Origin of the sequence: Halomonas eurihalina (assembly GCF_008274785.1) — a bacterium.
Classification (GTDB): domain Bacteria; phylum Pseudomonadota; class Gammaproteobacteria; order Pseudomonadales; family Halomonadaceae; genus Halomonas; species Halomonas eurihalina.
In genome coordinates this window covers 87,190-100,542 of record NZ_VTPU01000011.1, presented here as the reverse complement: position 1 = coordinate 100,542, position 13,353 = coordinate 87,190, and the positions used below count along the sequence as shown (strand labels likewise).

Genomic DNA, 13,353 nt, shown 5'->3' with positions numbered 1-13,353 from the left:
CCGATGATGGGAAGCGGCTTCCAGAACCGAGTATCCGTTTGGCAGCCTGAAAGGTGTTCATATGCAGCGTTCAGTGACAGAGTTTCTCCGTCCTCGCGATATCAAGGTCGAAGAGATCAGCGCACACCACGCGAAGATCGTGCTCGAACCCTTCGAGCGTGGTTTCGGCCACACGCTGGGGAATGCACTGCGTCGTATCCTGCTCTCGTCCATGCCCGGCTGTGCCGTGGTTGAGGTCGAGATTGCCGGTGTCGACCATGAGTACAGCGCGATCGAGGGTGTCCAGGAAGATGTCATCGAAATCCTCCTGAACCTCAAGGACGTGGCGATCAAGATGCATAGCCGCGACGAGGCGGTGCTCTCGCTGAACAAGCAGGGCCCGGCCGTTGTGACTGCGGGCGACATCGCCCTCGACCATGATGTCGAGGTCGTCAATCCCGAGCACATCATCGCCCACGTCAACGAGGGTGCCGAGCTGAAGATGCAGCTCAAGATCGCGCGTGGCCGTGGCTACGAGCCGGCCGACGTGCGTGGCGATGCCGACGATGAGTCTCGCGCCATCGGCCGCCTGCAGCTGGATGCGACCTTCAGCCCCGTGCGTCGCGTTTCCTATTCCGTCGAAGCGGCGCGTGTTGAACAGCGCACCGACCTCGACAAGCTGATCATCGATCTGGAAACCGACGGTACCCTGGATCCGGAAGAGGCGATCCGTCGCAGCGCCACCATCCTGCAAGAGCAGCTGGCAGCGTTCGTCGACCTGGAAGCCGACAAGGAACAGGAAGTCGAGGAGGAAGAGGATCATATCGATCCGATCCTGCTGCGCCCCGTGGACGATCTCGAGTTGACCGTTCGCAGCGCCAACTGTCTGAAGGCCGAGAATATCTATTACATCGGGGACCTGATCCAGCGCACCGAGGTGGAGCTGCTGAAGACCCCGAACCTCGGCAAGAAGTCGTTGAACGAGATCAAGGACGTGTTGGCCGCCCGCGGTCTGTCCCTCGGTATGCGGCTGGAAAATTGGCCACCCGCTAGCCTGAAGGACGACAAGGCCTCCGCGTGAGCGTCGACTCGAGTCCCAGTTTGGTAAGGAATCACAACCATGCGTCATCGTAAGAGTGGTCGTCACCTGAATCGCACCAGCTCACATCGTCAGGCCATGTTCAAGAACATGTGCGTGTCGCTGGTCGAGCACGAAGTGATCAAGACAACCCTGCCCAAGGCCAAGGAGCTGCGTCGTCATATCGAGCCGCTGATCACCCTGGCCAAGCAGGACAGCGTCGCCAACCGGCGTCTGGCCTTCAGCCGTACCCGCTCCAAGGAAACGGTCGGCAAGCTCTTCAACGAGCTGGGTCCGCGTTACGCCGAGCGCCCGGGCGGTTACGTCCGGGTACTGAAGTGCGGTTTCCGCACCGGCGACAACGCCCCCATGGCCTACGTCGAATTGGTCGACCGTCCGGTCGTCGAGGAAGCCGCCGAGGACTGATCCTCGCGTCGCGCGACCAAGACCGGTACGAAAACCGGCTCCCCGAGGGGAGCCGGTTTTTTTTACGCCCGGCTTCGCCGGGAGCTGGAAGAGCGGCGCTACGCGCCTGGAAGACGAGCTACGAGCTACGAGCTCGGGTCACTCGTTTGAGCTTCGCGCCCGGCTCAGGCCTCCGCGCTGCTTGTGGCTCGCGGCTCGCCGCTCGTGGCGCGTTCCAGCATCGGCTTGAGGAAGCGGCCGGTATGCGAGACTTCCTGCTGGGCGACCTGCTCGGGTGTGCCTTCGGCAATGATGCGCCCGCCGCCGGAGCCGCCTTCGGGGCCCAGGTCGATGAGCCAGTCGGCGGTCTTGATCACGTCCAGATTGTGCTCGATGACCACGATGGTGTTGCCGTGATCGCGCAGGCGATGCAGCACTGTGAGCAGCTGGCGGATATCCTCGAAGTGCAGGCCGGTGGTCGGCTCGTCGAGGATGTAGAGCGTCTTGCCGGTATCGCGCTTGGCTAGCTCGCGGGCGAGCTTGACGCGTTGTGCCTCGCCGCCGGACAGGGTGGTGGCGCTCTGGCCGAGACGGATATAGGACAGGCCCACGTCCATCAGCGTCTGCAGGCGTCGGGCAATGGCCGGTACCGGCGAGAAGAACTCCAGGGCTTCCTCGACGGTCATCTCGAGCACCTCGTGGATGCTCTTGCCCTTGTAGGCGATCTCGAGGGTCTCGCGGTTGTAACGCTTGCCCTTGCAGACATCACAGGGCACATAGATATCCGGCAGGAAGTGCATCTCCACCTTGATCATGCCCTCGCCCTGGCAGGCCTCGCAGCGCCCGCCCTTGACGTTGAAGGAGAAGCGCCCCGGCTTGTAGCCGCGTGCTCGGGCTTCCTGGGTGCCGGCGAAGAGTTCGCGGATCGGTGTGAAGATGCCGGTATAGGTGGCCGGGTTGGAGCGAGGGGTTCGACCGATGGGGCTCTGGTCGATGTCGATGACCTTATCCAGCGCCTCGAGACCTTCGATGCTCTCGTAGGCGGCGGGGCTCAGCGCGGTCGCGCGGTTGAGCTCGCGGGCGGCGATGGGCATCAGCGTCGAGTTGATCAGCGTCGACTTGCCGGATCCAGAGACGCCGGTCACGCAGACGAAGAGCCCCAGCGGCAGCGTCAGGGTGACATCCTGCAGGTTGTTGCCGGAGGCGCCGGACAGCACGAGCTGTTTCTCGGGGTTGCCGGGGATGCGCCAGGGCGGTATCTCGATGCGACGCTGCCTGGCCAGATACTGGCCGGTCAAGGAGTCCGGTGTTGCCATGATATCGTCGGGCGTGCCCTGGGCGACGATGCGACCGCCATGCACGCCGGCTCCCGGGCCGATGTCGAGCACGTGATCGGCGGCCCGGATGGCGTCCTCGTCGTGCTCGACCACGATGACGGTATTGCCCAGGTCGCGCAGGCGCTCCAGGGTCTGGAGCAGGCGGTCGTTATCGCGCTGGTGCAGGCCGATGGAGGGCTCGTCGAGGATGTACATGACGCCCACCAGGCCGGCACCGATCTGGCTGGCCAGGCGGATGCGCTGGGCCTCGCCGCCGGAAAGCGTCTCGGCGCTGCGTTCCAGGTTGAGATAGTCGAGCCCCACGTTGACGAGGAATTCCAGCCGTGCGCGAATCTCGTTGAGGATTTTCTCGGCGATCTCGCCGCGGCGGCCGGGCAGCGAGAGTCCCTGGAAATAGTCCAGTGCCTCGCCGATGGGCAGGCCGACCACCTCCGGCAGGGTACGCTCATCGATGTAGACGTGGCGAGATTCCTTGCGCAGCCGGCTACCCTGGCAGGCGGGGCAGGCCTGGGTCGAGATGTAGCGGGAGAGCTCCTCGCGCACCGCGCTGGATTCTGTTTCCCGGTAGCGGCGCTGCATGTTGGGCAGCACCCCTTCGAAGGGGTGCTCCCGGACCACCTTGCGGCCACGGTCGTTGACGTAGCTGAAGGCGATGTCATCGCTGCCGCTGCCGTGGAGGATGATGTCGTGTTCGTGGCGCGCCAACTCCTGCCAGGGTGTTTCCAGGGTGAAGCGATAGTGGTTGGCTACTGCCTGGAGCTGGTTGAAGTAGTAGACGCTGCGCCGGTCCCAGCCCTTGATCACGCCCTCGGCAAGCGACAGTTCCGGGTGACTGATCAGCTTGTCCGGCGCGAAGAATTGCTGGACGCCCAGGCCATCGCAGGTGGAGCAGGCGCCGGCTGGATTGTTGAAGGAGAACATCCGCGGCTCGAGCTCGGCGATGGAGTAACCGCACACTGGGCAGGCGAAGCGTGACGAGAAGGCGATATCCTCGGCCTCGCCGTCCATGAAATGCACCACGGCGGTGCCATCGGCCAGCCCCAGCGCCGTCTCGAAGGACTCGGCCAGACGCTGCGACAGGCCTTCGCGGACCTTGATGCGGTCGACCACCACGCTGATGTCATGCTTCTTGTTCTTGTCCAACGGAGCGATGTCGTCAAGTTCGAGCACCTGGCCATCGACCATGGCGCGCACGAAGCCCTGGGCGCGCAGTTCGGCGAGCAGTTGCAAGTGCTCGCCCTTGCGACCACTGACCACTGGCGCCAGCAGCATCAGCTTGCTGCCCTCGGGCAGGGCCGTGACCTGATCGACCATCTGCGAGATGGTCTGGGCCTCGAGATCCTCGCCATGCTCCGGGCAGCGCGGCGTACCGGCGCGGGCATACAGCAGGCGCAGGTAGTCGTAGATCTCGGTGATGGTGCCGACGGTAGAACGAGGGTTGTGGGACGTGGATTTCTGTTCGATGGAGATCGCTGGCGACAACCCCTCGATGTGATCGACGTCCGGCTTTTCCATCATCGACAGGAACTGGCGGGCATAGGTGGAGAGCGACTCCACATAGCGGCGCTGACCCTCCGCATAGAGGGTGTCGAAGGCCAGCGACGACTTGCCCGAACCGGACAGGCCAGTGACCACGATCAGCTTGTCCCGCGGCAACTCGACGTCGATCTGCTGGAGGTTGTGGGTGCGCGCACCCCTGACCAGAATCTTGTCCATTCCCACCTCGCGAGACGCGGCAAAAGTTCGATTATACGTGGCCGCTCGTGGCCCCGGCAAAGCCCTACTTCGCTTTGGCTTTCCCCGGGTGGTGACGAACGGCTAGAATATGCGGTCCATTCAAGGGCGCCAGCCCGTTCACGGAAACGCGATTCCTATGCGAAAGGTCTCTGGACTGCTGTTGGCTTCCGAGCGCCGTGCCATTGCCGGCCTGGCGGGGCTTTACGCCTCGAGAATGCTGGGGTTGTTCATGGTGCTGCCGGTGCTGGCGCTGCACGCCGAGAACCTGAGCGGTGCGACACCGTTGCTGGTCGGCCTGGCGCTCGGCATCTACGGCCTGACCCAGGCCGCTCTGCAGATCCCGTTTGGTCTGGTCTCCGACCGTATCGGGCGCAAGCCGGTCATTGCCTTCGGGCTCTGTCTGTTCATGATCGGCAGCCTGGTGGCGGCCCAGGCCGATAGCATCGCCGGCATCATCCTCGGGCGCTGCCTGCAAGGCAGTGGCGCAGTGGCGGCGGCGATCATGGCATTATTGGCCGACCAGACCCGCGAGCAGGTACGCACCGCGGCCATGGCCACTATCGGCCTGTCGATCGGCGTGGCCTTTGCCGTGGCCATGGTGCTGGGGCCGCTGGTCTCGGCACACTTCGGCCTGACCGGCGTGTTCTGGTTCACCGCCGGCCTCTCCGCCGTGGGGCTGGCCGTGCTGTGGAAGTTGGTGCCGCCAGCCCCTCGGCGCAGCCGTCATCGCGATGTGGGACTGGACCGCGGCCAGCTCGCCAGTATCCTCGGGCGGGTCGACCTGTGGCGTATGGATGTCTCGATCTTTTCCCTGCATCTTATTTTGATGGCGATCTTCATCGCCGTGCCATTCCGTCTGGTCGATGCCGGGATCGAGAGTGCGCAACATGGTTGGGTGTACCTCGGCGTCATGGCGGCGGCCTTCGTCGCCATGGTACCGCTGGTGATCGTGGCCGAGAAACAACGCCGGATGAAGACCATGTGCCTGGGCGCCATCATGGCGATCACCCTGAGCCTGATCGGCCTGGCCGGCTTCGCCGAGGGGCTGCGTGGCCTGCTGGTCTGGTTGCTGGTGTTCTTCACCGCCTTCAACCTGCTCGAGGCCACCCTACCGTCGATGCTCAGCAAGCTGGCGCCGGCCGGCGCCAAGGGAACGGCGATGGGGCTCTACTCCACCAGCCAGTTCCTGGGGGCCTTCCTGGGCGGCGTGCTGGGGGGCTGGTTGTCCCAGCAGTGGGGGCTCTCCGCAGTATTCGCGGGATGTGCCATGCTGGGAGGCGTCTGGCTGGTACTGATGGTCGGCATGGCGCCGCCACGGCATCTTTCCAGTGAAGTGGTCGCACTGGACGAGCGACATCGCGACGACGCCCTGGACACCCTGATGGCGAAGTTCGCCGATGTCGCCGGGGTCGAGGACGTGATGGTGGTACCCGAGGAACAGCTGGCCTACCTCAAGGTCGACCGTCAGCATCTCGATGAGCAGGCCCTGGCGGCACTGGTCGCCCGGGGCGAGAAACAGGACGGTGTTTGAACCCGCCGGGTCGTGAGACCCTGACATGATGGTGGTGCCGGTGTACCGGCGCCAAGGAATCCGCAGCACTACGCATTCGATAAGGAGTCAACCATGGCCCGTGGCGTCAACAAGGTCATACTCATCGGCAACCTCGGGCAGGACCCGGAAGTGCGCTTCACGCCCTCCGGTACCGCGGTGGCCAACCTCAACCTGGCAACCACCGATACCTGGACCGACCGTCAGAGCGGTCAGCGTCAGGAACGTACCGAGTGGCACCGGGTGGTGATGTTCAACAAGCTGGCCGAGATTTCCCAGCAGTACCTGCGCAAGGGCTCCAAGGTGTATATCGAGGGGCGCCTGCAGACTCGCAAGTGGCAGGATCAGAACGGTCAGGACCGTTACAGCACCGAGATCGTCGCCAACGACATGCAGATGCTCGACTCGCGCGGTGGTGAGATGGGCGGCGCCCCGCAGGGCGGTTTCGGTGGCGGCCAGCCTCAGCCCCAGCAGCAACAGCAGGGTGGCTTCGGTGGCCAGCCGCAGCAACCGCCACAGCAGCAGGGTGGCAACTATGGTGGTGGTCAGCCGCAGCGTCCTCCGCAGCAGCAGCCGGCCCCCAACCAGGGCGGCCAGCAGGGTGGTAACTACGGCGCTCCGGATCCGGGCAGCTTCGATGATTTCGACGACGAGATCCCGTTCTAAGGCATCCCCTTCGTCGGGGAGTTGTCATGACCCAGGAAACGCCCCGCTTCGACGGGGCGTTTCGCTGTCCGGCGTGCCAGCGCCATTCAGCTCTCGGCAATGCGCTCGAGCAGCGGCCGCCAGTCGGGACTGACGGCCAGGCCGAAGGTTTCGTGGAGGGTGCGTGCCAGGCCGTCGGCGTCCAGCAGGGTACGTGTCTGCTGGCCGTCGGTCGTGCGTACCGTGAGTCGCCGATCCGCCAGGCTGTAGCGTGCCTCCGGGGTGCTGAGCGCCACCGTCAGGTGATACCGGAAGTGCGAGCTGGAATGCGTGGCGGTGTACCAATTGGGCAGTTCGTAGTCGATGTCGAGCTGCGGTGTTGGTGCCAGCTCATAGAGAGAACGCCAGCGATCCTCGATCCATACCTGCAGCCGCCAGCCATCGCCGAAGGGGAGCACTCGGTAGAGCCCATGGGGCGTCGGCTGTGGCGCGCTGGTGGTCATGTCGAGCGGCGTCGTGGGCATGTTGCCGCCGAAGCCGACGTCGACCAGCCAGGGGGTATCGTCCAGCCAGACGCGCAGCGCCATGTGGGTCGGCAGGTTGGGAGCGCTGCCCGCCGGAGCCTGCCAGAGCACGCGCGCGATCAACCCGTCCACCTGGAAGCCCATGGCCGTGAGGGCGCGCTTGAAGAGTGCATTGTGCTCGAAGCAGTAGCCGCCGCGCTGGCCGTCGATCAGCTTGGCATCGATGTGTTCGGGCGCCAGGTCGATGCCCTTGTCCAGCAGGACATCAAGGTTCTCGAAGGCGATGGCGGCGGGGTGCTGTTCCTGCAAGGCCGCCAGAGTGTGGAAGGTCGCCTCCTGGGGGCCCCGATAGCCGATTCGTGTGCAGTAGGCGTCCAGGTCGATGGTGGGCGGTGCTTCGCCTTCGAGGGCCGAGGCGGCCCGGGAAACGGCGAGCGCTGCCGGGGCCTCGATGAGCGATGCGTGTGATCCGAGGAGTTCGCGGGCCTGGCGGCGTTCGGCCGAGGAGGTGCCAGGGGCATGAAGTGCGACGTCGAACTCGGGACTCTCGAGGGAGACGAGCGATGCCGTACCGCCCGTTGCGACACCGAGCTCGGTCAGCTCATCGCGCAGCGCCTCCAGAGTCTGGGGCGCGTAACCCAGCAGCAAGGCCCGTTTCGTTGTGCTGGCCTTGCCCGGGTTGGCATATTGGTTCTGGGCCGGTGCATGGTGTGATCGGTTGCCGTCAATGGAATCGATGGACTGTGACATCTGGCATGCCTCCTGGGACTGGGTCGAGTGATACGCCAGTTTATAGATCCTCAAGCATGGTTGAGGTCAAGGGTCGCATCAGGGGCGAACACCCTCTCGGCGGCGGATGGAGGACGAGCGTCGATGAAGTGGCCGCGTGTCTCCGGGAGATCGTGTAAAATGCGGGGCCTTGGACCGCCAATGCGCCATTCGCCAGGGCGCGTGATGTGACGCGGTCATCCCATGATCGAGCAAGGAGCCGCCGTGAAGTTACTGATACTGGACGCCGGTCACTGTCTTAGCCTGGCGCTGGCCCGCGAAAGTAACCGGCGCAGCGATGTCGAGCTGGTCATCGAACCCAGACTGGGCCTGGCGCCCGAACGCCTTGATGAAGTCGCCCCCGACGCTCTGATCATCCCGCCGCTGTCGCATCCGATCAGTGCCGATCCGGCCTCGGTGACGGCGCATGCCGAAGCCGTGGAAGCCTGCATGCAGGCCTGTCGTGAGCGCGATGTCCCCTTGGTCTGGTGCGTTTCCGACCAGCTCTACGAGGAAGGCTTCGAAGGGGTCATCGATGAGCATGTGGTGCCCCAGCCCCGGGATGATGGCCTGAGACGCCTGGTGAGTACGGGCGAGCGTATTCGTGCCGAGTTGCCTCGTCACCTGATCGTGCGAGTCGGGCCGCTTTTCGCCCTGGAGGGCAGCCATGCCTGGCTCGGCGAATTGCTCGACAGCCTGGCGAATGGTGAGGAGGTGCGTGCCGCCTCGGACGTTATCTTCTGCCCCACGTCTTCCGATGCCGTGGCCATGGCGCTGATCGGCATGCTGCAGCAGCAACATTGCGGCGCCGATGCCTGGGGCAGCTATCACCTGGCCGGTACGGAGCCGGTCAGCGCCTATACCTTCGTCTCGATGGTTCGTACCCAACTGGCCACGCGTCTCGAGGGGCGCGGCGAGTCGGTCGAGCTGGGTAGCGTCAAGGCGCTGAGCCATCACCATGATCAGCCGTTGCGCCGGGTGCTCAACTGCCGTCGCGTGCTGGAGGTTTTCGGCGTCCACCAGAAACCCTGGCGACTTGAGGTGGGGCGCATGCTGGACCTGTGGTGTCTGGCGAGGGATGAGGAAGCTGGCACGGAAGAGGAGTCCGGGAAAGCATGAATGTGATTCGTAGCACGGTGTTTTATATCGGCTATTTTCTGGCCATGCTCATCTGCGGCGTGCTGTTCCTGCCGCCCGCCCCCTTCCTGCCGCTGGCGAGCCGCTATCGCCTGCTCAACCTCTACAACCACTTCATCATCGCCTGGTTCCGGCTGGTCTGTGGCGTGCGCTACGACGTGCGTGGCCGCGAGCGCCTGCCCGACGGCCCCTGTGTCCTGCTGGCCAATCATCAGTGCGAGTGGGAGACGGTCTACCTGCAGTTGCTCAAGCCGCCGGTATGCACGGTGCTCAAGAAGGAGCTGCTCAATATCCCGATCTTCGGCTGGGGGCTGCGCCTGCTGCATCCCATCGCGCTGGATCGCTCCAAGCCTGCTCGTGCCATGAAGCAGGTGCTGACCCAAGGCAAGCAGCGTCTCGAGGAAGGGCTTTCGGTGTTGATCTTCCCGGAGGGCACCCGAGTCGAGCCGGGCCAGCGGCGACGCTACAACAAGAGCGGGGCAGTGATCGCCTGCCGGGCCGGCATGCCGGTGGTGCCGGTGGCCCACAACGCCGGTGAGCGTTGGCCGGGGCATCATTGGGTCAAGCGCCCGGGGCGTTTGACGCTGGTGGTCGGCGAACCCATCGAGACCGTCGGGCGCAGCGCGGAAGAGGTGCTGGCCGAGACCGAGGCCTGGATCGAGGCGCAACTCGCCGAGATCTCCGAGGTGCCGCGGCCGCGCGACGAACGCCAGGCCTCCTCTGACGGCGAAATCCAGCCGGGCTGACGTCAGACGAGAGCCGAAAAACGAAGAGGACGCCCTGGGGCGTCCTCTTCGTTACGTCATGCTGATTTCAGCATCATGAGCGTCAGTCGCGATATCGCTGCAGCACCAGACAGGCGTTGGTGCCGCCGAATCCGAAGCTGTTGGAGAGCACGCGCTCCAGCGAGGCGTCGCGCCGTTCGGTGACGATATCGAAGCCGGCGGCCTGCTCGTCGAGATTGTCCACGTTGGCCGAGGCGGCGATGAAGTCGTGTTCCATCATCAACAGCGAGTAGATGGTTTCCTGCACCCCGGTGGCACCCAGCGAGTGGCCGGTCAACGACTTGGTAGAGCTCATTGCCGGCGTGGTATCGCCGAAGACTTCGCGCACGGCCTTGAGTTCGGCCACATCGCCCACTGGTGTGGAGGTGCCATGAGTGTTGATGTAGTCGATATCGCCATCCACAGTGGCCAATGCCTGGCGCATGCAGCGCACCGCGCCTTCCCCGGAGGGGGCGACCATGTCATGGCCGTCGGAGGTCGCGCCGTAACCGACCAGCTCGGCATAGATCTTGGCGCCGCGGGCCTTGGCGTGTTCCAGTTCCTCGAGTACCAGCATGCCGCCGCCGCCGGCAATGACGAAGCCGTCGCGGGCCTGGTCATAAGGGCGGGAGGCCAACTCGGGGGACTCGTTGTACTGGGTCGACAGCGCGCCCATGGCGTCGAACAGACAGGACAGCGTCCAGTGCTCTTCCTCGCCGCCGCCGGCGAAAACCACATCCTGCTTGCCGAGCTGGATCTGCTCCATGGCGTTGCCGATGCAGTGGGCCGAGGTAGCGCAGGCCGATGAGATCGAGTAGTTGACGCCCTTGATCTGGAAGGGCGTGGCCAGGCAGGCCGAGACGGTGCTGCCCATGGTGCGGGTAACGCGATAGGGTCCGACGCGGCGTAGGCCCTTCTCGCGCATGACATCGGCGGCCTCCACCTGGTTGGCGCTGGAGGCGCCGCCGGAACCGGCGATCAGGCCGGTGCGCTCGTTGGAGACCTGATCCGGTGCCAGGCCTGAATCCTCGATGGCCTGGGCCATGGAGACATAGGCATAGGCGGCCGCGTCGCCCATGAAGCGGCGCAGCTTGCGGTCGACCAAGGTTTCCAGGTCGATGTCGACAACGCCGGCGACCTGGCTGCGGAAGCCACGTTCGGCGTAGTCGTCCTTGAAGCGAATGCCTGACCGCCCCAGGCGTAGCGCCTCGAGAACCTGTTGTGCGTCGTTGCCCAGGCAGGACACGATGCCCAGGCCGGTGACTACCACTCGTCGCATGGGAGCCTCCTGATCAGAAATTCGCGGTGGAGGTGAACAGGCCGACCCGCAGGTCATTGGCCTGATAGATGTCGCGGCCATCGACAGCCAGAGTGCCGTCGGCCATGCCCAGAATCAGGCGCCGGGTGATGATGCGCTTGATGTTGATACGGTAGGTCACCCTCTTGGCATCGGGGTGAATCTGACCACTGAACTTGACCTCGCCACAGCCCAGGGCACGGCCGCGCCCCGGGTGGCCTAGCCAGCCCAGGTAGAAGCCGACCAGCTGCCACATGGCGTCGAGGCCGAGGCAGCCCGGCATCACCGGGTCGCCGGGAAAATGGCAATCGAAGAACCATAGGTCCGGGTGGATATCCAGCTCGGCGATCACTTCGCCCTTGCCGTATTCGCCACCCTCTTCGTGGATGTGTGCGATGCGATCGAGCATCAGCATGTTGGGTGCCGGCAGTTGGGCGTTGCCGGGGCCAAACAGCTCGCCACGGCTGCATGCCAGCAGTGCTTCGCGATCAAAGGAATGTTGCTTGGTCACTGAATCGTTCCGAGAGTCGAGATTACTGTATGCCGTTTCACGGCATGCGACCGCCAGGCGGCATCGCCTAGTCTACTGTTCGCGTTCGTCGAATGCACGCCGCGCGGGCCGGTTGCCTCACCTCATGGTTCGACGACGGCAAGCTCACAACCCGCCGGGGCCTTGATCGGGAGGGGATGAGGTCGAGTCATCTCGCGTGTATCCGGGCTCAACGCGTCAGCCCCTTGAAGGCTTCGAGGGCGCGAGCGCGGGCGGCACGGTGCTCGACGATCGGCGTGGGATAGTGTCTGGCCGCGCGTTGTGCGGGGGCTGGATCATGACGCTCCTTGGCGGGCAGATCGGCCAGTTCGGGTAGCCACTCGGCGATGAAGCGCCCGTCGGGGTCGAAGCGACGCGACTGGGTGGTGGGATTGAAAATGCGGAAATAAGGCACGGCATCGGTGCCGGTGGAGGCGGCCCACTGCCAGCCGCCGTTGTTGGCGGCGAATTCGCCATCCACCAGATGGTGCAGAAAGAAGCGTTCACCGTGGCGCCAGTCGATGAGCAGGTGCTTGGCGAGAAACATGGCCGTGACCATGCGCAGTCGATTATGCATCCAGCCGGTGGCAAGGAGCTGGCGCATGGCGGCATCGACCAGTGGATAACCCGTGCGCCCCTCGGCCCATGCTCGCCATGCCGAGGTGTCGTTGCGCCACGGCAATGCCTCGGTGTGTGCCTGAAAGGCGCGATGACGACACACCTCGGGAAAGCCGACCGCAACGTGCTGATAGAACTCCCGCCAGATCAGCTCGTTGGCCCAGGCGGTCAGGCCGGCGTCGCCTTCGGCGAGCCCCCCGTCGTTCTCGGCGAGCACCGCCTGCAGGCACTGACGATGGGAGATCATGCCCAGTGCCAGATAAGGCGAAAGGCCGCTGGTGCCGGCCTCGGTAGGGAAGTCCCGTCGCTCGGCATAGTGACGAGCGCGCAAGCGCAGGAAACGCGCCAGGCGATCGGCGGCGGCGTCCTCGCCGGCGGGCCAGTTTTCCGGACCGGCGGGTGCTGTGTCGAGCGTCGGGAATTCGGGCTCCGGGTCGCTGGCGATGGGCAAGGGTGCCTGGGGGGCGGGGGGATCGCGCAGCGCGAGGCGCTCTGGTGTCACCTGCCGGTGCCAGGCCTTGGCGAAGGGCGTGAAGATGCCATAGAAGTCGCCCTTGCCGGTGCGCAGCTCTCCCGGCGCAAAGGCGACCCCGTCATGGTGGCCGACGGCGCTGAGCCCGGCGGCCTCGAAGGCGTCGACGACGCTGGCATCGCGACGCCTCTCGTTGAGTGGATACTCGTGATTGAAATGCAGTCGGCGGGCGCCGGTCTCGCGGGCCAGGGCCAGCAAGGTATTCGGCGCGGTGGCGAAGTCGTCGATATCGCGGTGCAGCAGGGGAATTCCCAGCCCGTGGAGGGCAGCCCGCAGGGCGAGGACGCCACGATGCCAGAAGTCCAACTTGTTGGCGCCGTGGCCATGTTCTAGCCACTGGGCCGTGCTGCGCAGGAAAACGGCCACTACGGGGCCTTTCGAAGCTGCAGCGGCCAGGGCAGTGTTGTCATGCACGCGAAGATCACTGCGAAACCAGACCAGGCTGGGGGGCATC

Annotated in this window: 11 protein-coding genes; 6 read left to right on the top strand and 5 right to left on the bottom strand. The window is 64.8% G+C overall.

Annotated features, from left to right (window positions below; all coding sequences use genetic code 11):
* Positions 1–61 precede the first annotated feature (61 nt).
* On the top strand, positions 62–1,060 hold the full coding sequence (locus FZZ93_RS12200) for a DNA-directed RNA polymerase subunit alpha (RefSeq protein ID WP_149322604.1): 999 nt from the start codon (positions 62–64) through the stop codon (positions 1,058–1,060).
* A gap of 39 nt (positions 1,061–1,099) precedes the next feature.
* Positions 1,100–1,483 carry a 50S ribosomal protein L17 gene (rplQ, locus tag FZZ93_RS12195; protein ID WP_149322603.1) on the top strand — a complete coding sequence of 128 codons (384 nt, stop codon included), beginning with the start codon at positions 1,100–1,102 and terminating at the stop codon, positions 1,481–1,483.
* A gap of 164 nt (positions 1,484–1,647) precedes the next feature.
* Here rplQ and uvrA read toward each other — a convergent pair whose 3' ends face one another.
* Positions 1,648–4,515: an excinuclease ABC subunit UvrA gene (uvrA, locus tag FZZ93_RS12190; protein WP_149322602.1), complete on the bottom strand. Its 2,868-nt coding sequence runs from the start codon at positions 4,513–4,515 to the stop codon at positions 1,648–1,650.
* A 157-nt stretch (positions 4,516–4,672) separates the two neighbouring features.
* Here uvrA and FZZ93_RS12185 point away from each other — a divergent pair, with 157 nt between their 5' ends.
* Both FZZ93_RS12185 and ssb read left to right on the top strand, forming a co-directional pair.
* The gene (locus FZZ93_RS12185) at positions 4,673–6,067 is read left to right on the top strand and encodes an MFS transporter (protein ID WP_149322601.1); all 1,395 of its coding nucleotides are present in this window, start codon (positions 4,673–4,675) and stop codon (positions 6,065–6,067) included.
* Between the two features lie 93 nt (positions 6,068–6,160).
* Positions 6,161–6,751, top strand: a complete 591-nt coding sequence (gene ssb / locus FZZ93_RS12180) for a single-stranded DNA-binding protein (protein WP_149322600.1) — start codon at positions 6,161–6,163, stop codon at positions 6,749–6,751.
* Positions 6,752–6,837: 86 nt separating this feature from the next.
* Here the strand turns inward: ssb and FZZ93_RS12175 are convergent, their stop codons facing one another.
* Positions 6,838–8,004 (bottom strand): arylamine N-acetyltransferase family protein, encoded by a 1,167-nt coding sequence (locus FZZ93_RS12175; RefSeq protein WP_149322599.1) that lies wholly within the window; start codon positions 8,002–8,004, stop codon positions 6,838–6,840.
* A gap of 243 nt (positions 8,005–8,247) precedes the next feature.
* Here FZZ93_RS12175 and FZZ93_RS12170 point away from each other — a divergent pair, with 243 nt between their 5' ends.
* Both FZZ93_RS12170 and FZZ93_RS12165 read left to right on the top strand, forming a co-directional pair.
* Positions 8,248–9,141 carry a sugar nucleotide-binding protein gene (locus FZZ93_RS12170; protein WP_187774525.1) on the top strand — a complete coding sequence of 298 codons (894 nt, stop codon included), beginning with the start codon at positions 8,248–8,250 and terminating at the stop codon, positions 9,139–9,141.
* Positions 9,138–9,905, top strand: coding sequence for a lysophospholipid acyltransferase family protein (locus tag FZZ93_RS12165; protein ID WP_149322597.1), 768 nt, complete (start codon positions 9,138–9,140; stop codon positions 9,903–9,905). Before FZZ93_RS12170 ends, FZZ93_RS12165 begins: the two co-directional genes overlap by 4 nt.
* A gap of 82 nt (positions 9,906–9,987) precedes the next feature.
* On the opposite strand, the gene fabB is transcribed toward FZZ93_RS12165, so the two are convergent.
* The 3 genes from fabB to phrB all read right to left on the bottom strand — a co-directional run bounded on the left by fabB (position 9,988) and on the right by phrB (position 13,352).
* Entirely contained in the window at positions 9,988–11,202 is a 1,215-nt protein-coding gene (gene fabB, locus FZZ93_RS12160; RefSeq protein WP_149322596.1) for a beta-ketoacyl-ACP synthase I, read from the bottom strand.
* A 13-nt stretch (positions 11,203–11,215) separates the two neighbouring features.
* The gene (fabA, locus tag FZZ93_RS12155; RefSeq protein WP_149322595.1) at positions 11,216–11,731 is read right to left on the bottom strand and encodes a 3-hydroxyacyl-[acyl-carrier-protein] dehydratase FabA; all 516 of its coding nucleotides are present in this window, start codon (positions 11,729–11,731) and stop codon (positions 11,216–11,218) included.
* A 208-nt stretch (positions 11,732–11,939) separates the two neighbouring features.
* Positions 11,940–13,352 (bottom strand): deoxyribodipyrimidine photo-lyase, encoded by a 1,413-nt coding sequence (gene phrB, locus FZZ93_RS12150; RefSeq protein ID WP_149322594.1) that lies wholly within the window; start codon positions 13,350–13,352, stop codon positions 11,940–11,942.
* Position 13,353: the final 1 nt, after the last annotated feature.